The sequence below is a fragment of the Gemmobacter denitrificans genome (genome assembly GCF_036964905.1).
Taxonomy (GTDB): domain Bacteria; phylum Pseudomonadota; class Alphaproteobacteria; order Rhodobacterales; family Rhodobacteraceae; genus Gemmobacter; species Gemmobacter denitrificans.
The window spans coordinates 419866-446572 of record NZ_JBALHR010000001.1; the positions used below are offsets into that span (position 1 = coordinate 419866).

Genomic DNA, 26707 nt, shown 5'->3' on the forward strand with positions numbered 1-26707 from the left:
CTGTCACTTTGTCGGCGCGCCAGAGGGGCGTGACCTGAACTTCTGTCAGGTCACGCCCCGCGATCCGACCCGACCGGTTCGTCGCGCAGGCCTGGCATGGAAGGCGCGGCATCGGCGCGGGGCCTGTTCCCTGAAACAGGCCCCAGACAAGCCCCGCGTCAATCTTCGCTTTCTTCTTCCTCGCCGCGCGCCTTGGACCCCGTCACCACCCCCAGCGATTTCAGCTTTCGGTGCAGGGCGCTGCGTTCCATGCCGACAAAGGCCGCAGTCCGGCTGATATTGCCGCCAAACCGGTTGATCTGGGTCAGCAGATATTCCTTTTCGAACAGTTCGCGCGCCTCGCGCAGCGGCAGGGTGGCCAATTGACCGCCGATCACCAACCGCCCATCCTCTTGCGCGGCGGCTTCCTGTCCCGGCAATTCGCGTGCCTCGATCGGGCCATGGCTTTCGCCCAGGATCAGCACCCGTTCGATGACATTGCGCAATTGGCGTACATTTCCCGGCCAGCGACTGGTCTGCAGCATCGCTTCGGCATCCGGGGTCAGGTCGCGCAGCGGCAGGCCCTGGCTGCGATGGAACATGTCGATGAAATGCCGGGTCAGCTCGGGGATATCCTCGCGCCGGTCTTCCAGACTGGGCACCGCAATCGGCACAACATTCAGCCGGTCATACAGTTCCTGCCGGAAGCGGCCCGCCGCGATTTCCGACCGCAGGTTCCGGGTGGTGGAGCTGATGACCCGCAGATCGACGCGCACCTTGTCTTGCCCGCCCACGCGCGTGAATTGCTGTTCCACCAGCACGCGGAGGATCTTGGATTGGGTGCCCAGCGGCATATCGGCCACTTCATCGAAGTAAACCACCCCGCCATGCGCCTGTTCGAGCAAACCGGGTTCAACCCCGCGTTCAGGGGTTTCACGCCCGAACAGCACCTCTTCCATGCGGTCGGGTTCGATGGCTGCAGAGGAGACCGACACGAAAGCCGCCCCCGCGCGGTTGGAATGGGCATGGATAAACCGCGCCGCCATTTCCTTGCCCGAACCGGCCGGCCCGGTCAGCATCACCCGCCCGTTCGATTTGGTCACCTTGTCAAGCTGGGCCTTCAAGCCCCGGAAGGCGGCCGAGCTGCCCAGCATTTCCGACGCGGTCACATCGCGACGGCGCAGTTCGGAATTTTCGCGCCGCAGCCGCGAGGTTTCCATCGCCCGCGACACGACAACCATCAACTGATCGATATTGAAGGGTTTTTCGATAAAGTCATAGGCGCCCTGCTTGATGGCCGCCACCGCGATTTCGATATTGCCATGGCCGGAAATGATGACAACCGGCACATCCGGATTGTCGCGTTTCACGGTTTTCAGAATGTCGATCCCGTCCATCCGGCTGTCCTTCAGCCAGATATCCAGGATCATCAGTGCCGGAGGTTCGGCATTGATGGCACTGATACAGTCATCGGCATTGGCGGCAAGCCGGACCTGAAAGCCTTCGTCTTTCAGGATATCCCCGATCAATTCGCGGATGTCACGTTCGTCATCGACGATCAGAATGCTGGTCATGCGTCTCCCTGGCCTCCTGTGGCCGCAGCTCTGCGCCCCTTGATGCGGGGCGCGCGCGGCAGTCGGATCTCTGCCAGCGCGCCCGCATGGGCATTGCCTTCAAATTGCGGCGCATCGGTCAGGATGAGCGATCCGCCATGTTCTTCAATGATCTTCTTGACGATGGGCAGACCCAGGCCCGTGCCCTTTTCCCGCGTGGTGACATAGGGTTCAAACAGGCGGGATCGGTCGGTTGGCAGGCCGATGCCATTGTCGGCGATGGTGATGGTGACATCTTCGGCCCCGGGCTGGCAGGTGATGCGGATTTCGGGCGCATATCCATCTGGCGCACCTTTTTCGTGAAGCCCTTCAATGGCTTCTCCGGCGTTCTTGATAAGATTTGTCAGGGCCTGGCCGATCATCGTTGCGTCGAGATCCATCAGCAGCGGCGCTTGCGGCAGATCGGCTACCAGCCGGATGCCGGGCAGCCCGGAGTCCTGCAAGGTTACCGCATCCCGCAGCAGGCCGGTCAGATCGGTTTCGCGCCGGTCGGGTTCGGGCATCCGGGCGAATTTGGAGAATTCGTCAACGATCCGGCGCAGGTCATTGGTCTGGCGCACGATCACATCGGCCAGCGCATCCAGTTCGTCGGGGGCCGCGACCTCACGACGAAACTTGCGCTTGATCCGCTCTGCCGAAAGCTGGATCGGGGTCAGCGGGTTCTTGATTTCATGGGCGATGCGGCGGGCCACGTCGCCCCAGGCGGCCATACGCTGCGCGCTGACCAGATCGGTCACGTCGTCAAAGGCCACCACATAGCCCTCCAGTCGGCCGGAATCGCTGCGCCGCACGCTCATCCGCACCAGCAGGCTTTCCATCCGGCCCTGACGAACCAGCCGCACCTCTTCCTGCACGGCCACCCCGCCGCCCTCGCGCAGGCGATCGAACAGCGCGCCGAATTCCGGCACCGCAACCGACAGCGCGACATCGGCTTTGCCTTCGTGATAATCCAGCAGACGTTCTGCCGCCCGGTTCACGAAATCCACATCGCCATCGGCATCCAGACCAATAACCCCGGCCGTCACCGATGACAGCACGCTGTCGAACAAGCGCCGCCGCCGTTCGGTCTGGCGGTGGCTGTCGAGCAATTCTTCGCGCTGCCCCTTCAACTGCCGGGTCATGCGGTTGAACATGCGGCCCAGCGTGGCGATTTCATCATCGCCCTCTTCCTCCAGCACCTGCACATTCAGATCGCCCTCGCCCACGCGCTGCGCCGCCGAAGCCAGCCGCCCGACCGGACGGCTCAGCCGTTCGGCAAACCACAGCGCAAGCCAGATCGCCGCCAGAATGAGGATCAGCGCAAAGCCCAGATACAGCAGGCCGAATTCGAACAGGATGCGCCCGCGCGCCTGTTCCACCTGCTGATAGAAGCGCACGCTTTCGCGGGTACTGTCCAGCAGGCCGAGGAGATCGCCATCCACCTCGCGCGAGATATAAAGGAACCGGTCGGCAAAGGCCTCCAGCCGGATCAGGGCACGAAATTCGTCATTGTCCCAATCCTGAATGATGACCGTTTCGCCCGATTGTGCGCGGATCATGTCCTCGGCCGAAGGCCGTTCGAAGTTGAACAGGTAGGATCGCGATCCCCGGGTGCGCAATTCGCCGGCCCCATCGATCAGATAGGCCTCGCGCAGTCCGCGCTGCACCCGTTCCTGTGCTTCGGTCAAAAGCGGGCGCAGCTGATCATCGGCCAGAAAGAAGGTGGATTGCTTGGTGACGTTCAGGAACCCCGCAAGGTTCTGCGCATCCTGGATCAGATCTTCGCGATGTTCGCGTTCATAGGCCTCGGCCGCGGCCAATGACGCCCCGACCACGCGCTGCACCCGTTCGGAAAACCACCCTTCAAGACCCACATTCACCGTGACCATGGCAAAGATGGCCACCAGCACCGTGGGCGTCAGCGCCAGCAGCGCGAAAACCCCGGTCAGCCGCATGTGCAGCCGCGATCCCGCCGATTGCCGCCGCCGATCGGCCACAAGCTGCATGACCCGCGCCAGAACCAACGCCGCCACCAGCAGGACATAAACGATGTCGGCCAGCAGGATCAGCCGCAACAGGTTGGAATTGCCGCCGGTATCCAGCGGGCCAAGGGCCGCCAGCGTCACCACCACCAGCACAGGCGCCAGCAGCACAAGGCCAAGCGTCATCAGCGTCTGAAACCGGCGCTGCCGTCGCAGCCGCACCAGTTTCATCATCCAGCCATTGCCTGCCACAGCCACCCGCACCGGACACCTTCCCCACCGAAGCGGCGGGCAAGCGTGCCCCCGCAGCCACAGGGCTGTCGTGAATCGGCCACTGGCCAAAACGCAACGCCCTATGTTGCGCTTTTACATCAGCTTGCGACGGCGTGTCACCTGAATATCCAGCTCTGTGATCTTTTTACGCAAGGTATTGCGGTTGATCCCCAAAAGATCGGCACATTTGGCCTGATTGCCGCCGGTGGCATCCAGTGCAATTTCGATCAACGGGGCCTCAACTTCGCGCAGGATACGCGTATAGACCCCCGGCGGTGGCAGGCTGCCCCCATGCAGATCGAAATACCGCTTCAGATGCCGCGCGACCGAGGCCGAAAGCCGGTCAGCATCGCCCATGCCCTTCATCGGTTCGGGCAGTGGCAGGCTGCCCAGGGCGGCCTCAACTTCGGCTCGCGTGATCTCGGGTTCCGATGCCGTGACCATCAGCCGCTTGAGCGTGTTTTCCAGCTGCCGCACATTGCCCGGCCAGCTGTAGCCGCGCACCAGTTCGCGCGCATCCGGGGCAAGCCGCCGCACCTGACCGAAATCGCGCTCGCCCCGGGCCAGGAAGTGATCGGCCAGCAGCGGAATGTCATCCACCCGTTCCCGCAACGAGGGCACATGCAGCGTGACCCCGCCAAGCCGGTAGAACAGGTCCTGCCGGAACCCGCCATTTTCCATCCGCGCCGCAAGATTGCCCTGCGACGTGGCCATGATGCGGGGCGCATTGTCGCCCAGCATGTCCAGCATGCGCACGATGCGGGCCTGTGCCTCGTCATCCAGATCGGCCACTTCGTCAAAAACCAGCGATCCGCCACGCGCCCGTGACAGCAGGGTTGAAGGCCCGTCCATCCCGACCAGATCATTGGCCTGTGCCACCACGAAAGGCATGGTGCGGCGGTCGGAAAAATCATGGATGGCGCGGGCAATCAGCGATTTGCCAGTGCCGCTTTCGCCGGTGATCAGCACCGGAAGATCGGTGTTCATCACACGTGCCACCAGCCGATACAGCGCCTGCATGGCAGCCGTGCGCCCGACCAGCGGCAGATCATCCCCGGCCTCGCGCGGGGCTTGGGGCGCGGGTTTGGGCACCCGGCGCTTCACATCCAGCGCCCGGGCCGACCGTTTCATCAGATCAGGCAGATCAAAGGGCTTGGGCAGATAGTCAAAGGCCTCGGCCTCGGCGGCCTGAATGGCGGTCATGATGGTATTCTGGGCCGAAATCACGATCACCGGCAGATCGGGGCGAATCTTGCCGATGCGCGGCAGGGCCTCCAGCCCGTTGCCATCGGGCATGACCACGTCAGAAATGACCAGATCGCCCTTGCCCTCCTCCACCCACCGCATCAGCGTGATGAGCGACGAGGTGGCATGCACCTTGCAACCCGCCCGGGTCAGCGCCTGGGTCAGCACCGTGCGGATCGTGCGGTCGTCATCGGCAACCAGTACCGTGCCATCCATCAGCCAGTTTCCTTCTTCTGCGCCTCACGCGGGGCGACAGGCAGGGAAACACGGAACACCGTGCGGCCCGGGCCTGAATCCACCGCGATCCAGCCTTCATGTTCGGTAATGATCTTTGAGACGAGCGCGAGCCCCAGCCCCGTGCCGTTTTCCTTGCCGGATACGAAAGGTTCAAAGATGTCATCGGCGATGCCGGGCGGCAGGCCGGGGCCATCATCCATGATTTCCACCTGCAAGGGCAAAGCCCGCCCGGTGCCATCGCGCCGCCGCAGGCGCAGCGACAGGTCATACCGGGTGCGCAGTGTGATGGTGCCGCCCTTGTCACCCGCCGCCTCGGCCGCGTTCTTGATGAGGTTGAGAAACACCTGCATCAGTTGGTCGGGATCGGCAAAGGTGGGCGGCAGCGAGGGATCATATTCCTCGACAAAGCGCATCCGCGCGGCAAAGCCGATCATCGCCGATTTCCGGGCCCGGTCCAGCGCATCATGAATGTTCACCGCGCGCCGCTCTGGCGGGCGCAGGTTGCCGAATTGCTCCACCTGCTCCAGCAGCTTCACGATGCGCCGGGTTTCCTCGACGATCAGATCGGTCAGTTCCTGATCCTCGGGGCTCAGCCCCATCGACAGAAGCTGCGCCGCACCTGAAATGCCGGCCAGCGGGTTCTTGATTTCATGCGCCAGCATCTCGGCCATGCCGATCGCCGATTTCGCCGCCGTCTTGGCCGCGCCAGCCCGGCCCAGCCGATCGGCGATTTCGCGGGGCGATATCAGCAGCATCAGCACATCCGGGTTATCGGCCATCGGCGCGATCTGCACCGTGCATTGCACCGGGGGCTTTTCGCCGCTCGTGACATCCACATCATTGATGAACAATGCCGACTGGTTGGCACGGGCACGGGCAAAGGCCTCGTCCATTTCCGCGTCGATATGGATACGGTCGAAAACCGGCTGGCCCTTCAGGCTGCGGGCCGATGCGTTCAGGAACAGTTCCGCCGCCGGATTGGTTTCGATGATGCGTCCGGCCTCTTCGATCAGCAGGGCCGGAATGGGCAATGACGCCCAGACGACCCCCGGCACCGGATAGGGTTGGCGGAACCCCTTCATGCGGCGGCCCTTTCCTGCTGGGCAAAGGCGGCGCGCAGCAGCCGGATCACCTGCGCAGGGTCATCGCCCGTGATGATCGGCGCGCGCGCACCTTCAAGCCCCGCGGCCTCCAGATACCACAGCAGATGTTTGCGGGCGATCTTCAGGCCCAGCTCCAGCCCGTAGAACCCCAGCATGGCCTGATAATGGCCCACCACCAGATCGGCCAGGGCATCATTCTGCGGCACAACCGGGGCCGGGCGACCGTAAAGCGCCGCTGCCACCTGCGCCAGCAGCCAGGGCCGCCCCTGCGCGCCCCGCCCGATCATCACGCCATCCGCGCCTGATGCAGCCAAAGCCTGCGCCGCGCTGTCGGGGCTGGTAATGTCGCCATTGGCGATGACCGGCACGCCGACCGCTGCCTTCACCCGCGCAATGGCCGCCCAATCGGCCTGCCCCTTGTAGAACTGGCAGCGCGTCCGGCCATGGATCGTGACCATCCGCACCCCGGCCGCCTCGGCCCGGCGGGCAAGTTCGGGGGCATTGAGCAGCCCATCATCCCAGCCCAGCCGGGTCTTGAGCGTGACCGGAACATCCACCGCCCCCACCACCGCATCAATCAGGCGCAGCGCATGGTCCAGATCCTTCATCAGCGCCGAACCGGAATAGCCGTTGGTCACCTTCTTGGCCGGGCACCCCATGTTGATGTCGATGATCCGCGCGCCCTGACCGGCCACATATTTCGCGGCCTCTGCCATCCAGTAGGGCTCGCGCCCGGCCAGTTGCACCGAAGTCGCCGCCTGATCGAAGCCAAGCTCGGCCCGCGCCCGCGCCAGAGGACGGGCCTGCACCACTTCCTGGCTGGCGACCATCTCGCTGACCACCAAACCGGCCCCGAAAGAGGCCACCAGTTGCCGGAACGGCAGATCGGTGATTCCGGCCAGCGGGGCCAGAAGGACGGGCGGTTCAAGCGTGATGTCGGCCAGTTTTGCGGGCACGGCAGGACTTCCTTGTCTGTCAATTATGCAGCTAGCCTTTGCACAGGGTTGCGACAAAGGTGCAATGCTGCATTTCTGGGCGGAAACTTGTATTTGCCTAAAATATAGGCTCTTTGCCCCGACTATGCCACCTGCATTGTCACCGGCGGTCGCATCCCCTAACACATGGGCGGGAAGGAGATCGCGATGACCACAGCCGCCATCATCGTTGCAGCCGGGCGCGGCACCCGCGCCGGGGGCGAGATTCCCAAGCAATGGCAGAGCCTTGCCGGGCAGCCGGTCATTGCCCATACGCTGGCGGCCTTTGCGGGCCTGATGCGGGTGCTGGTGATCCACCCGGATGATCGCGCCCGCGCCTCCGGCCTACCCGCCGATCTGCTGGTCGAAGGCGGCGCAACACGGGCGGCATCGGTGCGCAATGCGCTGGAGGCACTGGCCGGGCGCGGTGTGACCCGGGTGTTGATCCATGATGGCGCGCGGCCCCTGGTTGCGCCTGCGCTGATTGCCCGTCTGCAGGCGGCGCTGGACCACGGACCAGCCGCTGCCCCGGCGCTTGCGGTGACCGATGCGCTGTGGCGCGGCGATGCGTCGGGCGTGACCGGCACGCAGGACCGCAGCGGCCTGTTTCGCGCCCAGACCCCGCAGGCATTTGATTTCGCAACCATCCTTGCCGCACACCGGGCATATGGCGGCGATGCTGCCGATGACGTCGAGGTGGCCCGCGCTGCCGGCCTGCCCGTTGCCATCGTGCCCGGCGATGAAGACAATCTGAAACTGACCTTCCCCGGCGATTTTGCCCGGGCCGAAGCGATCCTGAAAGGGCGCAGCATGGAAATCCGTCTTGGCAATGGCTATGACGTTCACGCCTTCACTCCGGGCGATCATTGCTGGTTGTGTGGTGTCAAGGTGCCGCATGACAAGGCGCTGCTGGGCCATTCCGATGCCGATGTGGGGATGCATGCCCTGACCGATGCGATCTATGGTGCGCTGGCGCAGGGCGATATCGGGCGACATTTTCCGCCCTCCGACCCACAGTGGAAAGGCGCGGCGAGCCATATCTTCCTGCGCCATGCCATCGATCTGGCGCATCAGATGGGCTATCGCCTGCTCAATTGCGATGTGACGCTGGTCTGTGAGCGGCCCAAGATCGGCCCCCATGCCGAGGCGATGCGGCAGGCGCTGGCGGCGATCATGGGTGTCGATCTGCACCGGGTCAGCGTCAAGGCCACCACATCGGAACGACTGGGCTTTACCGGGCGCGAGGAAGGCATTGCCGCCATCGCCACCGCAACCTTGGGGATGACATGACCAGCCTGATCTGCACCTTCTTTGGCGTGGGCCACCTGCGCCCCGCCCCCGGCACCTGGGGGTCGCTGGCCGCTGTCGTGCTGGCCGTCGCGGCCTATGAGGCGGGTCTGGCCCTGCTGGTGCCGCTGGGTGCACTGCTGGCTGCGCTTCTGGGCTTCTGGGCGGTGCCGCGCTATCTGGAAGGGCGCGGCGACACTGACCCATCCGAAGTGGTGATCGACGAGGTGGCCGGGCAATGGCTGGCGCTGTCTTTCACCTTTGTCCCGCTCTGGCAGCACCGGGTCGAGGCGCTGACATTCGGCGCATGGCCGGGCTGGCTGGTGCCCTTCCTGCTGTTTCGCCTGTTCGACATCTGGAAGCCCTGGCTGGTGGGCCGGGCCGACCGGCGGCATGATGCAAAGGGTGTCATGCTGGATGATCTCTGGGCCGGGCTGTTTGCCGGGATCGGATCGGTCATTCTGGCGGCAGTCTATCACATCTGGCTGAAACCGATGTTGGGGTGATGTTATGATCTGCCAGCAAATCCTTGACCTTGCGCGGCGATCCTCATGCAGGATCGCAACCGCGGAAAGCTGCACCGCGGGCATGATTTCCGCAGCCCTGACCGATCTTCCGGGGTCGTCCGATGTGTTCGACCGCGGCTTTGTCACCTATTCCAATGCCGCCAAGCAAGAGATGCTGGGGGTGCAGGCCAGCACGCTTGCCGCCCATGGCGCGGTATCGGAACAGGTGGCGGCAGAGATGGCCCTGGGGGCGCTTGGCCACAGCGCGGCGAAAATCGCGGTGGCGGTGACCGGAATCGCAGGCCCCGGCGGATCGGAGTTCAAGCCCGAGGGCCGGGTCTGTTTCGGTCTGGCTGTAACCGGGCGCCCGGTGCTGCTGGAAACCGTCGAATTCGGCCCCCTTGGGCGGGATCGCGTGCGCGCGGCCACGCGCGACCATGCGCTTGCGCTGATCCTGTCAGCCCTCGCCGATCCGCCCGTCATTTGACAGCAGGATCGCAGCGGGCCGTGTCAGCGGGATCGCCCCCAGCACGGCAAGGATGATGACGGTCATCGGCACCGCCAGCACGGCCCCCGGCAGCCCCCAAAGCGCATACCAGCTGGCAAGGCTGACCAGCACCATCATCGGGCTGAGATTGATCCGCCGCCCCATTACATGCGGCTCGATCAGCGATCCGATGATGAATTGCAAGGCGGACAGGATGGCCCCGGTGATGACCGTATGCTGAATGTCGCCAGTCTGCGCCAGCGCCATCAGCGTGGGTGCCACCACCCCGGCCGCCGATCCGATATAGGGTGTGTAGTTCAGAACCCCGATATAGATGGCCCAGAACCCCGCAAGCTCCACCCCCATGGCGGCCAGCCCGAAATAGGACAGCACGCCAAGGACGATGTTGATCACCGTCTTGACCGCCAGAAAACCGCCGATCCGGCTGTTGATGTCGGATGTGATGGCAATGATCCGTTCGGCCTGTTCGCCATTCGGGAACGCCATGTGCAGCTTGCGCACAAAGCCGCCATATTCGATCATCAGAAAGCTGGTATAGAGCAGGATCAGCACCAGCAGACCGCCCAGACTGCCCAGCGTGGCCAGAAACTGCCGGGCGATCCCCTGCAGATCGAAATTCGCGCCCAGGATCTGTGCCAATCCGCCGGGGATCAGCTGATCGATCTGGAACCTTGCATCAAGTTCGGCCACCAACCCAATGATGTTCTGGGAATATTGCGGAATGCGCTGCACCAGAACCTCGCCATTCGACCGCAGAGTATTGATCGTCAGGATGATCGCCACCACGAACAGACCCAGCACCACGGCATGATGCACGACGCGCGGCAACAGGTTCAGACCGGGCACCCGGCTCATCCAGTCCACCACCGCCCACAGCACGAAGGTGACCACCATCGCAAAGGCAATGGGGATCAGGATGGCCTGCGCGATATACAGCGCCAGAACCGAAAGCGCGATCAGTCCGGCAGCGGAAAAGGCGGCCACAATGGCCAGGGGCCGGGTTTCTATACGACGCGACATGACGACCTTTCAGCGCAAGGGGGAAGCGGCAGGCCCGTAAAGCTCGGCCGCGCGGCGTTCAAAGGCACGGACCACGCGCAACATCGCCTCGTTGAACACCACGCCGATGATGCCCTGAAGGATCGCATTGCGAAACTCGAAATCCACAAAGAATTCAATCTCGCTGCCGCCCGGCGCATCGCGAAACTGCCAGAAGCTTTTCATATGCCGGAACGGACCATCCAGATATTCGGTATCGATCTTGCGCGCGACGGGCCAAAGCGTGACCCGGCTGCCGAACCTTTCGCGAAACACCTTGAAGCTGATGACCAGATCGGCCTCCATCACCTCGCCCTCCGGAGCAATGGGCTTGCGGGACCGGATGCGCGCGGCGGCCGTCCAGGGCAGGAATTTGGGGTAATTGCCCACATCGGCCACCAGATCGTACATCTGCTGCGCCGTATAGGGCACGACGCGCGTTTCATGATGGGTGGGCATGTGGCTTCCTTGGTGACTTTCCTTTCCGGTTTTGTGTAAATGCTTGCGCAAAATCAAGGGGCCGCCATGCCGCAGAGACCATATGTGATCGATCAGATGATTTCGGCCAAGGCCATCGCCGCACGGGTGGAGGCCTTGGCTGCCGAGATCACGGCAACTTATGCGGGAACCGACAAATTGGTCGTGGTGGGCCTGCTGCGCGGGTCCTTTGTCTTTATCGCTGATCTGGTGCGCGAAATCGACCTGCCGGTCGAGGTCGATTTCATGGAAGCGTCAAGCTATGGCGATGCCATGCACAGCAGCCGAGAGGTGCGCATCCTGAAGGATCTGCGCGGCGAAATCGCGGGGCGCGATGTTCTGGTGGTCGAAGACATCGTCGATACCGGCTTTACCCTGCATCATGTGAAGAACCTGCTGCTCAGCCGTGACCCCCGGCGGCTGGAGGTCTGCGCGCTGCTGGACAAACCTTCGCGCCGCGAAGTGCCGATCAAGGCCACATGGACGGGGTTCGAAATTCCCGATGAATTCGTGGTGGGCTATGGGATCGATTTTGCGCAGCGCAATCGTAACCTGCCCTATATCGGCAAGGTGCGTTTCACCGAATGATCCTGCCCGATCTTCTGGGCCCTGGGCTGCGGGTCGTGTTCTGCGGCACGGCGGCGGGCCGGGTATCGGCGCTGCGCGGGCATTACTATGCGGGGCCGGGCAATCAGTTCTGGCCTCTGCTGGCCGAGTTTGGCCTGACCCCGCGCCGCCTGCGCCCCGAAGAAGATCACCTTGTGCAGCGGTTTGGCATTGGCCTGACCGATCTGGCCAAAACAGCCAGCGGCGCGGATGCCGAAATACCGCAGGCTGCCTGGGATGCGCCCGGCCTGATCGCCAAGGTGAACCTTCATGCGCCGGAATTTCTGGCCTTCACCAGCCTGACGGCGGCGCGGCTGGCACTTGGGGCCAGGACAGTATCGGCAGGCCCGCTGCCAGACGATCCGCGCCTGCCGGGCATCCGGCTTTGGGCGCTGCCCTCACCTTCGGGGCGCGCGCGCGGGCATTTCCGGAAAGACCCCTGGCGGGCCTTGGCCGAGTGCCAGCGCTCGGACCAAGGTCCGCCCCCCGATCAAGCCGGGTGACGTCGGGCCGGATCGGGGTTAGGCTTGGGCCCAAAGCGATGGGGGTTCTGATGCTGCGGTTCCGCACTCTGGCTGTTCTGGGTCTGCTGGCTGCTGGCATCGGCTGGTATCTGACCGCGCCACAGCCGCTGCCCGCTGCTGCGACGGCGGGGCTGACGGGGGATGCGGCAAAGGGTGAACAGGTGTTCTGGGCTGCGGGATGTGCGTCATGTCACATGGCCCCCGGCGCCACCGGCGCGGCGCAACTGGTTCTTGCCGGGGGGCAGGCCTTTCCTTCGCCCTTCGGCACCTTTCTGGCACCCAACATCTCACCGTCGGATCAGGGAATTGGCGGCTGGACCCTGGCCGAATTCGCCAATGCGGTGACGCGCGGCGTTTCGCCTGACGGGGCGCATTACTACCCGGTTTTTCCCTATGCGTCATACAGCCGGATGGAATTGCAGGATCTGGCTGATCTGAAGGCCTTCATGGATGGATTGCCCGCGGACGCCACACCCAGCCAACCGCATCAGGTGGGCTTTCCCTTCAACATCCGCCGCAGTCTTGGCGGTTGGAAACTGCTGTTTCTGAACGAGGATTGGGTGGTGGGTGGCGATCTGACCCCGGCAGAAGCCCGTGGCCGCTATATCGCCGAGGCGCTGGCCCATTGTGGCGAATGCCACACGCCGCGCAACCTTCTGGGCGGGATGGATCGGTCGCGCTGGTTGACGGGTGGGCCAAACCCTGCTGGCGAAGGCACGATCCCGAACATCACGCCCGGCAAGCTGAGCTGGTCAGAGGCGGAAATCGTCGAATACCTGACGACCGGTTTTACCCCGGAGTATGACAGTGTCGGGGGCCATATGGCGCATGTGGTGGAAAACATGGCCCGCTTGCCAGAAAGTGACCGGCAGGCCGTGGCAGCCTATCTGAAGGCTATCAGGTGACCGGGGGCCAGTTCCGGCCCCATGAAGCTCAGGCCCGGCCCAGCTTTTCCATGCGCGCCGCGCGCAACCGGGCGAAATCCTCGCCCGCGTGATAGGAGGACCGGGTCAAGGGCGTTGCAGAAACCATCAGGAAGCCCTTGCCCCAGGCGGCCTTTTCATAGGCGGCGAATTCCTCGGGCGTGATGAAGGCCGCAACCCGATGATGCTTCGGCGTGGGTTGCAGATACTGCCCGATGGTCAGGAAATCGACATCGGCCGAACGCATGTCATCCATCACCTGCCGCACACCCTGCGCATCTTCGCCCAGGCCCACCATGATACCGGATTTGGTGAAAATGGTGGGGTCCAGTTCCTTGACCCGTTGCAGCAACCGCAGACTGTGGAAATAGCGCGCACCGGGGCGCACCGTGGGGTAAAGGCCCGGCACGGTTTCCAGATTGTGGTTGAAGACGTCAGGTTTGGCCGCAACCACAGTTTCCAGCGCCGAAGACGGACATTTCAGGAAATCGGGCGTCAGAATTTCAATCGTGGTGTCGGGCGACCGGTGGCGGATTGCACGGATGGTCTGGGCAAAATGCTCGGCCCCGCCATCGGCCAGATCGTCGCGGTCCACGCTGGTGATGACCACATGTTTCAGGCCCAGAGTCTGCACGGCATGGGCAACCCGCCCGGGTTCGAACGCATCCAGCACGTCGGGCTTGCCGGTGGCCACATTGCAGAAGGTGCAGCCACGCGTGCAGATTTCGCCCATGATCATCATGGTGGCGTGGCCCGCGCTCCAGCATTCACCGACATTGGGGCAGCCCGCTTCCTCGCAGACGGTGACAAGGCGGTTTGCCTTGAGGATATCGCGTGTATCCTTGTAGCCCTGCGATGTCGGCGCCTTGACGCGGATCCAGCTGGGTTTCTTGGGTTGATCCTGATCCGGTCGATGCGCCTTTTCCGGGTGGCGTTGATCCGGGATTTTGAGATCGCGCATCGGATTTTTCCCCGTGACGGAAGCTATGGCTTTCACATAGGCTGTTTATACCGCAGAGGCAACCTTGCAGAGCAACCAGCAGCGGACCCTGCGGAAAAGGGTAACAATTACAGGAGTGAACATGCCCAAGAAACTGATTGCAGAGGCATTGGGAACAGCGATTCTCGTGCTGTTTGGCTGCGGCTCGGCCGTTCTGGCCGGTGCCGATATCGGCCTGACAGGCATTTCGCTGGCCTTTGGCCTTGCCATCGTGGCGGCGGCCTATGGGCTTGGGGCGATCTCGGGTGCGCATCTGAACCCGGCGGTGTCGCTGGGCATGGTGACCGCCGGGCGGATGACGGTGGGCGAATTCGTATCCTACGCCGTTGCGCAGGTGATCGGCGCGATTTTGGGGGCCGGAATTCTTTATCTGATCGCCAGCGGCAAGCCCGGCTTCACGATGGGCGCATGGGCGCTTGGCTCCAACGGCTTTGGCCCGGGATATCTGGGCGAATATGCGCTTGGCGCGGCGCTGGTCTTTGAATTTGTCGCGACCTTCCTGTTCGTGACGGTCATCCTTGGGGCGACCGGTCCGAAGGCTGCAGCCGGTTTTGCCGGTCTGGCCATTGGTCTGACGCTGGCAGCGATCCATCTTGTGGGCATCAATGTGACTGGCGTTTCGGTCAACCCCGCGCGGTCGATCGGGCCTGCCCTTTTTGCAGGTGGTGAAGCGCTGTCGCAATTGTGGGTGTTTATCGTGGCCCCGCTGGCTGGTGGCGCTCTGGCCGGGATGATCTACGGCATGGGCCTGACCCGCGCTGACGCCTGATCGACCTGACAAACGATACAGAAATGAAGGGGGCTGCCAATCTGGCAGCCCCTTTTTTCAGTTTGGTGAAGAACCTTGGCTTAGCCAATCAGCGGACCAGACCGGCCATAAGTTTCGTCATAGTGCCGCCGCAGCCGCTGCAATGCGATGCGCAACACGATCTTGCCCGAACGCGCGGCCCAGCCCATCCGGCGTTCGGCCACTTCCAGCCCCTCCAGATAGCAGCACACCCGTAGAACGACATCGCCCAGGCCTGGCCCCAGATCGCGCAGCGCGGCCGCCACCCTGTCGCGCGCCGCTGTCGGCCCTTCGGCCAGACCGCTGTCATTGCTAAACCCGCCCCGATCGGCCCCGGTCAGGAACCGATCCCAGTTCTGCGCCACGCGCGGCCCCATCTGCGCCAGTTCGAAATCCTCGCGCAGCCGTTCTCCGGCATGGACCAGTTCGGGTTCCAGAAAGACCTTGCCATCCTTGTCGCGCCGCCGGGCCAGCACGGCCAATGGGCTTTCCGCCACATTATACGCGGCCCTTCTTCATCGGTCTCCATGCGATCGCCCCAGACGCGGTGCTGATCGGCAAAGGGCGTGGCGGCTTCGGCCATGCCGTGATGGGCCATGCGTCGGCGGTCTTCCTCTTCGACAAGCCGCTTCGGGGCCGCCCTGCCTGGCGCGGTGATTTCATAGGTCGAGAGCCGGCCCTGCGCCTTGCGCACGGCGATCCAGTCTTTCAGCGCGAAGGCCTGGGCCACGGCGCGTTCCAGCACAGCCGTCTGCACCATGCGGCCATCCGCCGCCTCGCGCAGGACGGCGGCCTTTTCCATCTCCGGCGCAATGGCCATGACGGCGCCGGGTTCAGCCATCCGCCGCAGGACGCGGCGGCCTTCGCGGGCAATGCCCGCATCGTCAAGGGTGATCGGGGTGGTGCGGATTTGTGCGGTCATGGCAGTGCCGTCCTTCCGGGTGGGATCATGCGGGTGGGCGGAACCTGCCCCCTGCGCCCGTGCCAATGCCGCAAGGGCCTCGTCCACCAGCGGATCATCCCGGCGTGCCTCGTATCGGCGCACCTGCCGCATGACAGTCGAGGCCGCAAGCCCCTCGCGCCGCGCAAGTTCGCGCAGCGACAATCCCTCTTCGGTATGATCGAGGTAGAGTCGCACGGCATCAGGAAGCCATGCGGGCAAGGTGAAATCGGCGCTCAGGTTAGGTTCCATTTTTCTTATCCTGCAGCCATCCCCCGGGGTCATGTCCGGTTTTGGACAATTCCAACCGTGGGAGCCTTTGGTTGCCCCTTGGTTAACGAAATCGGCAACTTTGGGGCTGAACCCGATAATTGTTTCTATTTCCTAAACAAAGACGACCAGTCCGCGCGGTGAAACAGGGGGACACGCAACAGCGGGTTGTGCTGTGCGATTGTTGCGGAATTGAAAACGGGAGACCTGCCATGACCGATTTCCGCACCCTTCTGGCCGACCTGAAGCGCCCGCGCCTTCTGCTGCGCGCCGCCCGTCTTGGCCTGATGGATTACTGTCGCGAACGCGACTTGAAACGTCTGCTGAAAAGCGATCCGCCAGCTGGCCCGGAAAAGACCCTGCGTCGCCTGATGCAAGAGGAAGAACAGCTGGAGGCCACCCGCCGCAAGGGCGATGCCAGCTATTCGATCAGCCGCCATGTGGATATCCTGATCGCCTTGCTAGCCGAGCTTCATCTGTTGCCACGCCCGCAACAACGGGCCTGATCTGGCGCCCGATGCAAAAAGGGGCCGCGCTGCGACGCGGCCCCTTTTCTGTTTCTAAACCGCAGCCAATCAGATGAAGGCGTCGGGTTCAGCGGCCTTCTTCTGGGCCACATAGGCATCCAGCGCCTCGCGGATGCCCGCATCCAGCGCGGGGGCCTGATAATCGGCCAGTTGCTTCTTGACCCGCTCGGCCGCCAGCACCTGCGTGTCGCGCGCGCCTTCTTCGTCCCAGGTTTCAAACGGCTTGTAATCCAGCAGGTCGGAACGCCAGAACGCGCTCTTGAAATTTGCCTGCGTATGGGCGCAGCCCAGATAGTGGCCGCCGGGGCCCACCTCGCGGATCGCATCCATGCCCTGGCCGTTCTCATCCATCATGACGCCTTGCGCCAGATGGTGCAGCGTGCCCAGCTGATCGGCATCCATCACGAATTTCTCGTAGGAGGATACCAGACCGCCCTCCAGCCAGCCGCAGGCATGCAGCATGAAGTTCACGCCCGCCAGCAGCGCCATGTTCAGGCTGTTCGCCGTCTCATAGGCCGCCTGAGCATCCGGCAGTTTCGATCCGCAGAACGACCCGCCCGAACGGTAAGGCAGACCCAGACGCCGCGCCAACTGGCCCGCGCCATAGGTGATATGCGCCGCTTCCGGCGTGCCAAAGGTCGGCGCGCCCGAGTTCATGTCGATCGAGGTCACGAAAGCGCCAAAGATCACCGGCGCGCCGGGGCGGATCAGCTGGCTATAGGCCACGCCCGCCAGAACCTCGGCCAGCACCTGCGTCAGCGTGCCCGCCACCGTCACCGGTGCCATGGCCCCACCCACGATGAAGGGCGAGATAATCGCGGCCTGGCCTGCCTTGGCATAGACCTCAAGCGCGCCCATCATCACCGAATCAAAGGTCAGCGGCGAGTTGATGTTGATGAGCGAGGTCATCACCACGTTCTGATCGACAAAGTCATTGCCAAACAGGATCTTCGCCATCTCGACCGAATCCTGCGCCCGCACCGGCTCGGTGACCGACCCCATGAAGGGCTTGTCGCTCAGCGTCATATGGGCGTGCAGCATGTCGAGGTGACGCTTGTTCACCGCCACATCGGTCGGCTCGCAGACCGTGCCGCCCGAATGGTGCAGCCATTTGGACATGTAGCCTAGTTTCACGAAATTGCGGAAATCCTCGATGGTGGCATAGCGGCGGCCACCTTCTAGATCGCGCACGAAGGGCGGGCCGTAAACCGGCGCCAGCACAAGGTTTTTCCCGCCGATTTCGACATTGCGCTCGGGGTTGCGGGCATGCTGGGTGAAGGTGCGGGGCGCGGTGGCGCAAAGCTTGCGGGCCAGCCCGCGCGGAATATGCACCCGCTCGCCGCGCACATCGGCACCGGCGGCACGCCACAGGTCCAGCGCAGCCGGATTATCAAGGAAGTTGACGCCAACTTCCTCCAGCACCGTTTCGGCATTCCATTCGATGATCTGAAGCGCTTCTTCGTTCAGGATCTCGAAGTTCGGGATGTTGCGGCTGATGTATTTCGCCGTCTCGAAGCTGATGCCGGTGCGCTCAGCGCGCCGTGCCGCCCCGCCGCCACGTGCCCGACGCCCGCCTGCTGTGCCGTCATTCATGCCGAAATCCTCCGTCCTGCGCCCGCACGGGCGCCGCAAGTTTTCTCTTATATGCCGCCCCTGACTGCGCCACCGGCTGTTGTTTGCGCCGTTTCTGTCCTGAAAACGACATTCTCGGATTTCCCGCCGCGCAAACCTGCCGCGCATGGGTGGGGGCCGCAAAGGCCGTGCCGCCCTGCCCCGACAGAGCCCGCTTTCCACTTGCGATTCCACCGGTCCAAAGCTATGGCGCAGCCATGACACATCCGCATCAACGCCTGCTCATCATCGACTTCGGCTCTCAGGTCACGCAGCTGATTGCGCGTCGCCTGCGCGAGCTGAATGTCTATTGCGAAATCCACCCGTTCAACCGCGTGGACGAGGCCTTTCTCAAGGCCTTCGCCCCGCAGGCGGTGATCTTCTCGGGCGGGCCCGCCTCGGTCTATGCGGAAGGCGCGCCGATGCCGCCCGCCGGGGTCTTTGATCTGGGCGTGCCGATCCTGGGCATCTGCTATGGCCAGCAGGTGATGATGCATTGCCTGGGCGGCAAGGTCGAAGGTGGCCATGGCACCGCCGAATTTGGCCGCGCCTTCGTCACCCCCACCGCCGCGCAACTCTCCATCCTGGACGGCTGGTTCGCGGAAGGCGACGAGCAGGTCTGGATGAGCCACGGCGATCACGTGTCGAAACTCGCCCCGGGCTTCGAGGTCTATGGCACCTCGCCCAACGCGCCTTTCGCCATCACCGCCGATGTGGCCCGCAATTTCTATGCCGTACAATTCCACCCCGAGGTGCACCACACCCCCAAGGGCGCCAAACTCTACGAGAATTTCGTGCGCCTCGCGGGCTTCACCGGCGATTGGACCATGGCGGGCTACCGCGAACAGGCCATCGCCGCGATCCGCGAACAGGTGGGCGACAAGCAGGTGATCTGTGCGCTGTCGGGCGGGGTGGACAGCTCCGTCACCGCCATCCTGATCCACGAGGCCATCGGGTCGCAACTCACCTGCGTCTTCGTCGATCATGGCCTCTTGCGGAAAAACGAGGCCGAACAGGTCGTCGCCATGTTCCGCGAGAATTACAACCTCAACCTCATCCATGCCGATGAAAGCGCGCTGTTCCTCGGCGCGCTGGAAGGCGTCTCGGACCCGGAGGTGAAGCGCAAGACCATCGGGCGCCTCTTCATCGACGTGTTCCAGAAATATGCCAACCAGATCGAGGGCGCCGAATTCCTCGCCCAAGGCACGCTCTATCCCGATGTGATCGAAAGCGTCAGCTTCTCGGGCGGGCCTTCGGTCACCATCAAATCGCACCACAATGTCGGCGGCCTGCCGGAAAAGATGGGGCTGAAACTGGTCGAACCGCTGCGCGAGCTGTTCAAGGACGAGGTCCGCGCCTTGGGGCGCGAACTGGGCCTGCCCGCCAGCTTCATCGGCCGCCATCCCTTCCCCGGCCCCGGTCTCGCCATCCGCTGCCCCGGCGAGATCACCGCCGAAAAACTGGCGATCCTGCGCGAGGCCGACGCGGTCTATATCGACCAGATCCGCAAGCACGGGCTTTATGACCAGATCTGGCAAGCCTTCGCCGCCATCCTGCCGATGAAAACCGTGGGCGTGATGGGCGACGGGCGCACCTATGATTACGCAGTGGCGCTGCGCGCGGTCACCTCGGTCGATGGCATGACGGCGGATGTCTTCCCCTTCAGCCATGATTTCATGGGCGAAACCATGACCCGCATCATCAACGAGGTGAAGGGCGTGAACCGCGTGTTCTACGACCTGACCTCCAAACCGCCAGGGACGATTGAACTCGAATGATCCGCCTGCGTGGCCAGTTGATCTGCATGACCGATCAGGACCGCGAAACGGTTCTTTCCCATGTGCAGGATCACATCACCCTGACCCGCGCCGAACCCGGCTGCCTGTCCTTCGAGATCACCGAAACCGATGATCCGATGACCTTCGAGGTGATGGAAAGCTTCCGCGACCGCGCGAGCTTTGATGCCCATCAGGCCCGCACCCGCGACAGTGTCTGGTTCGCCGCCACCCGCCACATCCTGCGGGATTTCCGGCTGGAGGAGGTGGGCGACTGACGCCCACCCCGCTTTTGTGCCTTACTGCGGCGCGATCTGATGCCCGACCGAGCGATGCTCCCAGATCGCCACCAGCAGCAGCACCGCGGTCGAGGCGATATTCAGCCCCAGCAGATTGGTATAGGGCAAGGCCAGCAGCAGGGCCGCGCAAGCCCCCAGCCCCACCATATGCGACAGCGGGAAATTGGTGGCCGAAATCCGCTTGAACCAGCCATTGCCCGCCAGAAACAGCAGCACCCCGCCCAGGACAGAGGCCGCCTCGGCCAGCGTGGCCGCATCGCCCGGATGCGCGATTGACCGTTCCGCCCCCACCGCTGTCAGCACGATGCCCGCGACAATCGGAATATGGGCATAGGTGAAGGCCAGCCGCGCCAGACGCCCCGGATCGTCGGAATGTTCGATCTGATGTGTGCCACGGCGATGACCGATGTGGAAATAGACCCACCACATGCCGATAGCCCCTGTCAGACTTGACAGGAAGGCCATCAGCCCCGGCGCCGTCCAGTCCATTTCGGCAAAGGTCGCGCCCGAGACCAGCAGCGTTTCGCCCAGACAGATGATCACGAACAGCCCGCAACGCTCGGCGATATGGCCGCCCTTCACCGTCCAGTTCTGCGTGCCATCGCGCCCCAGCCTTGGCACCAGAAACCCAAAGACCGGCCCCAGATATTCGATCAGCAGCGCCACGCCCCATAGCGGCAACCGTCCGTGATGCGGATCGGCCAGGCCGCCCGCGATCCAGAACAGCGCCGAGACGAGAAACCAGATCAGGATGCGCAGATAGGTGAGGCGCAGCTGTGCATCCCCCTTGGCCGCCACATAGACAAAGGCAGTGCGCCCGACCTGCATCGCCACCACGGCCAGCGCAAAGATCAGGCCGCGATCGGCAAAGGCCTGCGGAATCGACATCGACAGGAACAACCCCGCCGCCATCAGCGCGAAGAGCAGGCCGCGCACATAGGTCCGGTCCGGGTCCAGCCGGTTCAGCACCCAGGTCGTGTAGATCCAGATCCACCAGATCGCCAGAAAGATCACCAGCGTCTCGACCGCGCCCAACAGGCTGTAATGGTGCAGCAAAAGATGACTGACCTGCGTGATCGCAAAGACGAACACCAGATCATAGAACAGTTCGGCAAAGCCGACACGGCTGTCCGTTTCGCGCAAGAGCGGGCGGGCCATGATACCTCCGACATTTCACAGGGGCTGCAGGCTACTGGCACTGGACATTCCGGGCAAGCGCCGTCACGACTGACGTGAGGAGAGCCCAGATGCAGACCTACCGCCCCCTTGCCGCCGCTGGATGGATGACCGGCTCCATCCTGTCCTTTTCGGCGATGGCGGTGGCGGGTCGTGCCGTGGCCGGGGCGCATGACACATTCGAGGTGATGTTGTGGCGGTCGGTCATCGGTTTTGGGCTGGTCGTTGCGATTGCCGGTCTGGCCGGTCGTCTGGGCGAAGTCCAAAGCCGCAACCTGCCGCAGCATCTGTTGCGCAATGTCGTGCATTTCAGCGGTCAGAACCTGTGGTTCTGGGCCTTGTCGGCGATCCCTCTGGCACAGGTCTTTGCGCTGGAATTCACCTCGCCGCTCTGGGTGATCCTGCTGTCGCCGCTGTTTCTGGGCGAAAGGCTGACCCGGCTGCGCCTTGCCGCGGCCGCGCTTGGCTTTGCCGGGGCGATGGTGGTGGCCCGGCCCGATTTCGGCCGGATCGAACCCGGGGTGCTGGCCGCCGCTGCCTCGGCCCTGTGTTTTGCCGGGTCTGTCATTCTGACCAAGGCGCTGACGCGGGGCGAAACCATCGTGTCCATCCTGTTCTGGCTGACCCTGATGCAGACCGGTCTGGGTCTGGCCAGTGCAGGATGGGACGGCGCCATCGCCCTGCCCAGCCCGGCCACCCTGCCCTGGCTTGCCGTGATCGGTGCGGCAGGCGTCATCGCGCATTTCTGCCTGACCACGGCGCTCAGCCTGGCACCGGCCTCGGTCGTGGTGCCAATCGATTTCGCCCGCCTGCCCCTGATCGCGGTGATCGGCATGTTGCTGTATGGCGAAGCGCTTGATCTGTGGGTTCTGGCGGGGGGAACGCTGATCTTTCTGGCCAATTGGATCAATATTCGTGGCGCTCAAGTCGCACAGCGTAACGTCACGGAAAATTGACGTATCGTCATTTGTTGACCGCTTGGCCCGCCCGGCCTTAGCCTTTTGGTAACCGGCGGGAGGTTAAGCCGGATCAACGATGCGAAGGGGATGGAGACATGAAACAATTCACCGCTCTCTGCGGTATTCTCGCCGGGCTTGCCGGTGCAGCCCATGCCGGCGGGGTGGACCGGTCGGGCCAGCCCATCGGGATCATCTTTGAAAAGGGCAATTATGCCGAGCTGAGCTATGGCCAGATCAACCCGAGTGTTTCGGGGAATGATGTGGCTGCGTTCGGTGGCCGTCCGTCGGGCCAGGTGGCAGACAGCCACAGCCTGCCCGGCATCGCCCTGAAATACGACTTCAACGAAAGCCTGTCCGGCGCGATCATCTACGACAATGCCTATGGTGCCGATATCGCCTATCCGACGGCACTGGCGGGTGGTTCTGTGGCTCTGGGTGGCACTTCTGCCAAACTTGACAGCGAAGGTGTGACTGCGATCCTGCGCTACAAGTTTTCGGAAAGCTTCTCGGCCCATGCCGGTATCCGCGCCTCAAAAGCAAGCGGTGAGGTGACGCTCAGCGGTCTCGCCTATGGTCCGGTCAATGGCTACAACGTGTCCTTCGATGAAGACTGGGGCACCGGCTATCTGGTCGGTGTAGCTTATGAAAAGCCGGAAATCGCGCTGCGTGTGGCACTGACCTACTTCTCAAAGGTCAAGCACGAACTTGACACCACGGAAACCTTTGCAACCGCTGTAGGGCCGATCCCCGGTGGGGTGCCGCTGGCGTCGGTCACCAATGTCAACACGCCGCAGGCCGTGAACCTTGATGTGCAAAGCGGTGTCGCCAAGGATACGCTGGTCTTCGGCTCGATCCGTTGGGTCGACTGGTCCAGCTTCCTGATTGATCCGGCCCGCTTCACCGCAGTGACAGGTGGCGGTCTGGTCAGCCTCGAAGACAGCGTGACCTATACGCTGGGTGTCGGGCGCAAGTTCAACGACAACTGGTCGGGCTCGGTCTTCGCGACCTATGAACCCAGCGGCGATCCGCTGGTATCGCCGCTGGCACCCACCAATGGCTATCGTGGTATCGGCATTGCTGCTGTCTATACCCGCGACAACATGAAGATCACCATGGGCGCGCGTTACCTCGATCTGGGGAACGCCCAGCCCGAAACCGGAACGCCTGATACAGCCCGCGCGGATTTCCGCGACAACCACGCAACCGCCGTGGGCATCAAGGTCGGTTTCACCTTCTGATCTTGCCATAGGGCGAATACAGGCCCCGCTTCGGCGGGGCCTTTGCATTTCCGGGGACAAGGCGTTAGGACATGGGCGGCGAAAGACGGGGGATGGCGATGATCTACGCTTCGGCAGCAGAGTGGCGGGCAGCCAGCGACAAGCGGGTCTTGCTGTTCGGCATGTCAGGCCTGGGCAAGACCTATCTCGCCTCGATGCTGCGCGATACCGGCGGCTGGTTTCACTATTCGGTCGATTACCGGATCGGCACCCGCTACATGGGCGAATACATCGCTGACAACTTCAAGCGCGAGGCGATGAAGAACCCTTTCCTGCGCGAACTCTTGATGACCGACAGCGTCTATATCGCGTCGAACATCACCTTCGACAATCTCGCGCCGCTCTCCACCTATCTGGGCAAGCCCGGCAACCCCGCGCTTGGCGGGCTGGATTTCGCCGCCTATATGGAACGGCAGGGCCAGCACCGGCAGGCCGAAATTGCCGCCATGCTGGACACCACGCGCTTCATCGCAAGGGCGCGCGAGATCTATGGCTATGACAATTTCATCTGCGACACCTCCGGCTCCATCTGCGAGGTGGTCGAGCCGGAAAATCCCGCCGATCCGGTGCTGACCGAACTGTCGGCCCATCACCTGATGGTCTGGATCAAGGGGTCCGAGGCCCATACCGCCGAACTGGTCCGCCGTTTTGACCGCGCGCCCAAGCCCATGTATTACCAGCCCGATTTTCTGGAGCGAATGTGGGGCGAATACCGCGCCGAAACAGGGCTTGCGGCAGATGAGGTCAACCCGGATACCTTTGTCCGCTGGACCTATGCCAAGGCCCTTGCCCATCGCCAGCCCCGCTATGCCGCCATGGCGGAATGGGGCGTGACGGTCACCGCCGAAGAGGTTGCGCAGGTGCGCGATGCCGCAGGCTTTACCGACCTGATCGCCACTGCCATTGACCGCAAGCGCGGCTGACCCCACATCCTCCGCCGAACGGAGTCGAAAATGCCCATTACCCTGCCCGAAACCCTGCCCGCCTTTGACGTGCTGAACCGCGAAGGCGTCATGGTGATGTCGCCCGAACGCGCCGCGCGTCAGGACATCCGCCCGCTGCGCATCGGCCTGCTGAACCTGATGCCCAAGAAGATCCAGACCGAAAACCAGTTCGCGCGCCTGATCGGGGCCACGCCGCTGCAGATCAACCTGTCGCTGATCCGCATGACCGAACACCTGACCCGGAACACCGCCGCCGAACATATGGAAACCTTCTACCGCCCCTTTGCCGAGGTCGCGGAGAGCGGTGAGAAGTTCGATGGCCTCATCATCACCGGCGCCCCTATCGAACACCTGCCCTTCGAAGAGGTAACCTATTGGGATGAACTGACCCGGGTCTTCGCCTGGACGCAAAGCCATGTCCATTCCACCTTCGGCGTGTGCTGGGGCGGCATGGCGATGATCAACCATTTCCACGGCGTGCAAAAACACATGCTGGACGCCAAGGCCTTTGGCTGCTTCCGCCACCGCAACCTGTGTCCCACCTCGCCCTATCTGCGTGGGTTCTCGGATGATTTCGTGATCCCGGTTTCGCGCTGGACTGAAATGAAACAGACCGAGATTGACAGCAAACCCGGGCTGCGCACCCTGTTGGGCAGCGATGAGGTCGGCCCCTGTCTGGTCGAAGATGCAGGGCACCGCGCGCTCTATATCTTCAACCATTTCGAATATGACAGCGATACGTTGAAGCAGGAATATGATCGCGACGTGGCCAATGGCACGCCGATCAATGTGCCGATGAACTATTACCCGAAGGACGATCCCTCGCAAAAGCCGATGAACCGGTGGCGCAGCCATGCCCATCTGCTCTATGGCAACTGGATCAACGAGATTTACCAATCCACCCCCTTCGACATGGCGGAAATCGGTGCTTGAACAGGCGCTGATGTTCGGGGTTCCGGCCGGGCTTGCGGCGCTGACAGCCGCCCGCGCCCGCCTGCGCGAGGCGCGTCGCGAGGCGCGCTTCCCGCCGATCGGGCAACGGATCACGGTCGAAGGGCGGCAGATCCATCTGTGGCAGGCGGGGGATGGCCCCGATCTGGTGCTGATCCATGGATCAAGCGCAAACTTGCGCGAATTCATGGATTTGGCGGGCGAACTTGCCAAAAATTTCCGCGTCACCCTGGTGGATCGCCCGGGGCTGGGATGGTCTGACGGGGGGCGGGATGATCTGGGCGAACAGGCCCGGCTAATGGCTCTGGCTGTGCAGGCTGCGGGGGTCAACAGGCCCTTGGTTCTGGGCCATTCCTATGGCGGGGCGGTGGCGCTGGCCTGGGGCTTGCACGCCCCCGTCGCTGGGCTGGCGCTGGTGTCCGGTGTGGCAATGCCCTGGGAAGGCGGGCTTGATCCCTGGTATCGGGTAAACCGTCCGGCCTTGGTGCGGGCGCTGATCCTGCCGCTGGTGGTCGCCTTTGTCCCGCGCAGCCGGGTGGAAAGCGCCATTGCCTCGGTCTTTGCCCCGCAGCCCTGCCCGCCCGGCTATGCCACGGCGTCAGGGATTCCGCTGGTGCTGCGGCGGCGGGCGATGGATGCCAATATTCGGCAGGTGAACAGCCTGTTGGGCCATGTGCGCGCCATGGTTCCGCTGTATTCCAGACTGACGATGCCGGTGGAAATCCTGCATGGCGACAGCGACAGCGTGGTGCCACATCACATCCATGCCCTGCCGCTGGCCCAAAGCCTGCCGGATGCCGCGCTGACCCTGTTGCCCGGCGTCGGCCATATGCCGCACCAGACCCATCCCGCTGACGTGCTGGCTGCGGTAAAGCGCCTTGCGGCCCGGGCGGGCCTTCCCCTAGATTGTCGCGAAGCCACGGTATAGGAGCCCCGC

General features: G+C 63.4%; 25 protein-coding genes and 1 pseudogene. 15 read left to right on the forward strand and 11 right to left on the reverse strand.

Going from position 1 to position 26707, the window contains the following annotated elements; all coding sequences use genetic code 11:
- Nucleotides 1–158: 158 nt before the first annotated feature.
- The 5 genes from ntrX to dusB all read right to left on the reverse strand — a co-directional run bounded on the left by ntrX (nucleotide 159) and on the right by dusB (nucleotide 7367).
- Complete coding sequence (gene ntrX / locus V6590_RS02080; protein ID WP_335418802.1) at nucleotides 159–1553, reverse strand: nitrogen assimilation response regulator NtrX; 1395 nt, start codon at nucleotides 1551–1553, stop codon at nucleotides 159–161.
- Nucleotides 1550–3817 carry a sensor histidine kinase NtrY-like gene (locus tag V6590_RS02085; RefSeq protein ID WP_434063213.1) on the reverse strand — a complete coding sequence of 756 codons (2268 nt, stop codon included), beginning with the start codon at nucleotides 3815–3817 and terminating at the stop codon, nucleotides 1550–1552. Before V6590_RS02085 ends, ntrX begins: the two co-directional genes overlap by 4 nt.
- Nucleotides 3818–3919: 102 nt before the next feature.
- Nucleotides 3920–5287: a response regulator gene (locus V6590_RS02090; RefSeq protein ID WP_335418805.1), complete on the reverse strand. Its 1368-nt coding sequence runs from the start codon at nucleotides 5285–5287 to the stop codon at nucleotides 3920–3922.
- Nucleotides 5287–6390 (reverse strand): two-component system sensor histidine kinase NtrB, encoded by a 1104-nt coding sequence (locus V6590_RS02095; protein WP_335418808.1) that lies wholly within the window; start codon nucleotides 6388–6390, stop codon nucleotides 5287–5289. Before V6590_RS02095 ends, V6590_RS02090 begins: the two co-directional genes overlap by 1 nt.
- The gene (gene dusB, locus V6590_RS02100; protein WP_335418810.1) at nucleotides 6387–7367 is read right to left on the reverse strand and encodes a tRNA dihydrouridine synthase DusB; all 981 of its coding nucleotides are present in this window, start codon (nucleotides 7365–7367) and stop codon (nucleotides 6387–6389) included. The genes V6590_RS02095 and dusB overlap by 4 nt, the downstream gene beginning before the upstream one ends.
- Nucleotides 7368–7553: 186 nt before the next feature.
- On the opposite strand from dusB, the gene V6590_RS02105 reads away from it, so the two are divergent.
- The 3 genes from V6590_RS02105 to V6590_RS02115 are packed head-to-tail and all read left to right on the forward strand — an operon-like array spanning nucleotide 7554 to nucleotide 9665.
- Nucleotides 7554–8675, forward strand: coding sequence for a bifunctional 2-C-methyl-D-erythritol 4-phosphate cytidylyltransferase/2-C-methyl-D-erythritol 2,4-cyclodiphosphate synthase (locus V6590_RS02105; protein ID WP_335418813.1), 1122 nt, complete (start codon nucleotides 7554–7556; stop codon nucleotides 8673–8675).
- Complete coding sequence (locus tag V6590_RS02110; protein WP_335418815.1) at nucleotides 8672–9178, forward strand: phosphatidylglycerophosphatase A family protein; 507 nt, start codon at nucleotides 8672–8674, stop codon at nucleotides 9176–9178. The genes V6590_RS02105 and V6590_RS02110 overlap by 4 nt, the downstream gene beginning before the upstream one ends.
- Before the next feature lie 4 nt (nucleotides 9179–9182).
- Nucleotides 9183–9665 (forward strand): CinA family protein, encoded by a 483-nt coding sequence (locus V6590_RS02115; RefSeq protein WP_335418818.1) that lies wholly within the window; start codon nucleotides 9183–9185, stop codon nucleotides 9663–9665.
- Here the strand turns inward: V6590_RS02115 and V6590_RS02120 are convergent.
- Nucleotides 9636–10706, reverse strand: a complete 1071-nt coding sequence (locus tag V6590_RS02120; RefSeq protein WP_335418821.1) for an AI-2E family transporter — start codon at nucleotides 10704–10706, stop codon at nucleotides 9636–9638. The genes V6590_RS02115 and V6590_RS02120 overlap by 30 nt on opposite strands.
- Before the next feature lie 9 nt (nucleotides 10707–10715).
- Nucleotides 10716–11183, reverse strand: coding sequence for a type II toxin-antitoxin system RatA family toxin (locus V6590_RS02125; protein WP_335418824.1), 468 nt, complete (start codon nucleotides 11181–11183; stop codon nucleotides 10716–10718).
- A 66-nt stretch (nucleotides 11184–11249) separates the two neighbouring features.
- Here V6590_RS02125 and hpt point away from each other — a divergent pair, with 66 nt between their 5' ends.
- Genes hpt through V6590_RS02140 form a run of 3 tightly spaced genes read left to right on the forward strand, consistent with a single transcriptional unit; the run spans nucleotide 11250 to nucleotide 13236 of the window.
- Nucleotides 11250–11789, forward strand: coding sequence for a hypoxanthine phosphoribosyltransferase (hpt, locus tag V6590_RS02130; protein WP_335418827.1), 540 nt, complete (start codon nucleotides 11250–11252; stop codon nucleotides 11787–11789).
- Nucleotides 11786–12310 carry a mismatch-specific DNA-glycosylase gene (locus V6590_RS02135; RefSeq protein ID WP_335418829.1) on the forward strand — a complete coding sequence of 175 codons (525 nt, stop codon included), beginning with the start codon at nucleotides 11786–11788 and terminating at the stop codon, nucleotides 12308–12310. Before hpt ends, V6590_RS02135 begins: the two co-directional genes overlap by 4 nt.
- Nucleotides 12311–12360: 50 nt before the next feature.
- Nucleotides 12361–13236, forward strand: a complete 876-nt coding sequence (locus V6590_RS02140) for a c-type cytochrome (RefSeq protein ID WP_335418832.1) — start codon at nucleotides 12361–12363, stop codon at nucleotides 13234–13236.
- Nucleotides 13237–13264: 28 nt separating this feature from the next.
- Here the strand turns inward: V6590_RS02140 and lipA are convergent, their stop codons facing one another.
- Complete coding sequence (gene lipA / locus V6590_RS02145; protein WP_335418835.1) at nucleotides 13265–14215, reverse strand: lipoyl synthase; 951 nt, start codon at nucleotides 14213–14215, stop codon at nucleotides 13265–13267.
- 121 nt (nucleotides 14216–14336) lie between these two features.
- Between lipA and V6590_RS02150 the strand changes: the two genes are divergently transcribed.
- Complete coding sequence (locus V6590_RS02150) at nucleotides 14337–15023, forward strand: aquaporin (protein WP_335418837.1); 687 nt, start codon at nucleotides 14337–14339, stop codon at nucleotides 15021–15023.
- A gap of 80 nt (nucleotides 15024–15103) precedes the next feature.
- Here the strand turns inward: V6590_RS02150 and V6590_RS02155 are convergent.
- Nucleotides 15104–16233: pseudogene (locus tag V6590_RS02155) on the reverse strand (DUF6456 domain-containing protein).
- A 230-nt stretch (nucleotides 16234–16463) separates the two neighbouring features.
- On the opposite strand from V6590_RS02155, the gene V6590_RS02160 reads away from it, so the two are divergent.
- Nucleotides 16464–16757 carry a DUF6477 family protein gene (locus V6590_RS02160; RefSeq protein ID WP_335418840.1) on the forward strand — a complete coding sequence of 98 codons (294 nt, stop codon included), beginning with the start codon at nucleotides 16464–16466 and terminating at the stop codon, nucleotides 16755–16757.
- Nucleotides 16758–16826: 69 nt separating this feature from the next.
- Here the strand turns inward: V6590_RS02160 and V6590_RS02165 are convergent, their stop codons facing one another.
- Nucleotides 16827–18371: a trimethylamine methyltransferase family protein gene (locus V6590_RS02165; RefSeq protein ID WP_335418844.1), complete on the reverse strand. Its 1545-nt coding sequence runs from the start codon at nucleotides 18369–18371 to the stop codon at nucleotides 16827–16829.
- Between the two features lie 236 nt (nucleotides 18372–18607).
- Here V6590_RS02165 and guaA point away from each other — a divergent pair, with 236 nt between their 5' ends.
- Nucleotides 18608–20167 carry a glutamine-hydrolyzing GMP synthase gene (guaA, locus tag V6590_RS02170; protein WP_335418847.1) on the forward strand — a complete coding sequence of 520 codons (1560 nt, stop codon included), beginning with the start codon at nucleotides 18608–18610 and terminating at the stop codon, nucleotides 20165–20167.
- Nucleotides 20164–20442, forward strand: coding sequence for a putative quinol monooxygenase (locus V6590_RS02175; protein WP_335418849.1), 279 nt, complete (start codon nucleotides 20164–20166; stop codon nucleotides 20440–20442). Before guaA ends, V6590_RS02175 begins: the two co-directional genes overlap by 4 nt.
- 21 nt (nucleotides 20443–20463) lie before the next feature.
- Here the strand turns inward: V6590_RS02175 and V6590_RS02180 are convergent, their stop codons facing one another.
- Complete coding sequence (locus V6590_RS02180; RefSeq protein WP_335418850.1) at nucleotides 20464–21621, reverse strand: low temperature requirement protein A; 1158 nt, start codon at nucleotides 21619–21621, stop codon at nucleotides 20464–20466.
- Nucleotides 21622–21710: 89 nt separating this feature from the next.
- Here V6590_RS02180 and V6590_RS02185 point away from each other — a divergent pair, with 89 nt between their 5' ends.
- The 5 genes from V6590_RS02185 (at nucleotide 21711) to V6590_RS02205 (ending at nucleotide 26698) form a co-directional block, all read left to right on the forward strand.
- Complete coding sequence (locus V6590_RS02185; RefSeq protein WP_335418854.1) at nucleotides 21711–22595, forward strand: DMT family transporter; 885 nt, start codon at nucleotides 21711–21713, stop codon at nucleotides 22593–22595.
- A gap of 98 nt (nucleotides 22596–22693) precedes the next feature.
- Complete coding sequence (locus V6590_RS02190; protein ID WP_335418857.1) at nucleotides 22694–23836, forward strand: outer membrane protein transport protein; 1143 nt, start codon at nucleotides 22694–22696, stop codon at nucleotides 23834–23836.
- A gap of 98 nt (nucleotides 23837–23934) precedes the next feature.
- Nucleotides 23935–24798: an ATPase gene (locus V6590_RS02195; RefSeq protein WP_335419370.1), complete on the forward strand. Its 864-nt coding sequence runs from the start codon at nucleotides 23935–23937 to the stop codon at nucleotides 24796–24798.
- A gap of 30 nt (nucleotides 24799–24828) precedes the next feature.
- Nucleotides 24829–25752: a homoserine O-acetyltransferase MetA gene (metA, locus tag V6590_RS02200; protein ID WP_335418860.1), complete on the forward strand. Its 924-nt coding sequence runs from the start codon at nucleotides 24829–24831 to the stop codon at nucleotides 25750–25752.
- Nucleotides 25745–26698, forward strand: a complete 954-nt coding sequence (locus tag V6590_RS02205) for an alpha/beta fold hydrolase (RefSeq protein WP_335418862.1) — start codon at nucleotides 25745–25747, stop codon at nucleotides 26696–26698. Before metA ends, V6590_RS02205 begins: the two co-directional genes overlap by 8 nt.
- Nucleotides 26699–26707 lie beyond the last annotated feature (9 nt).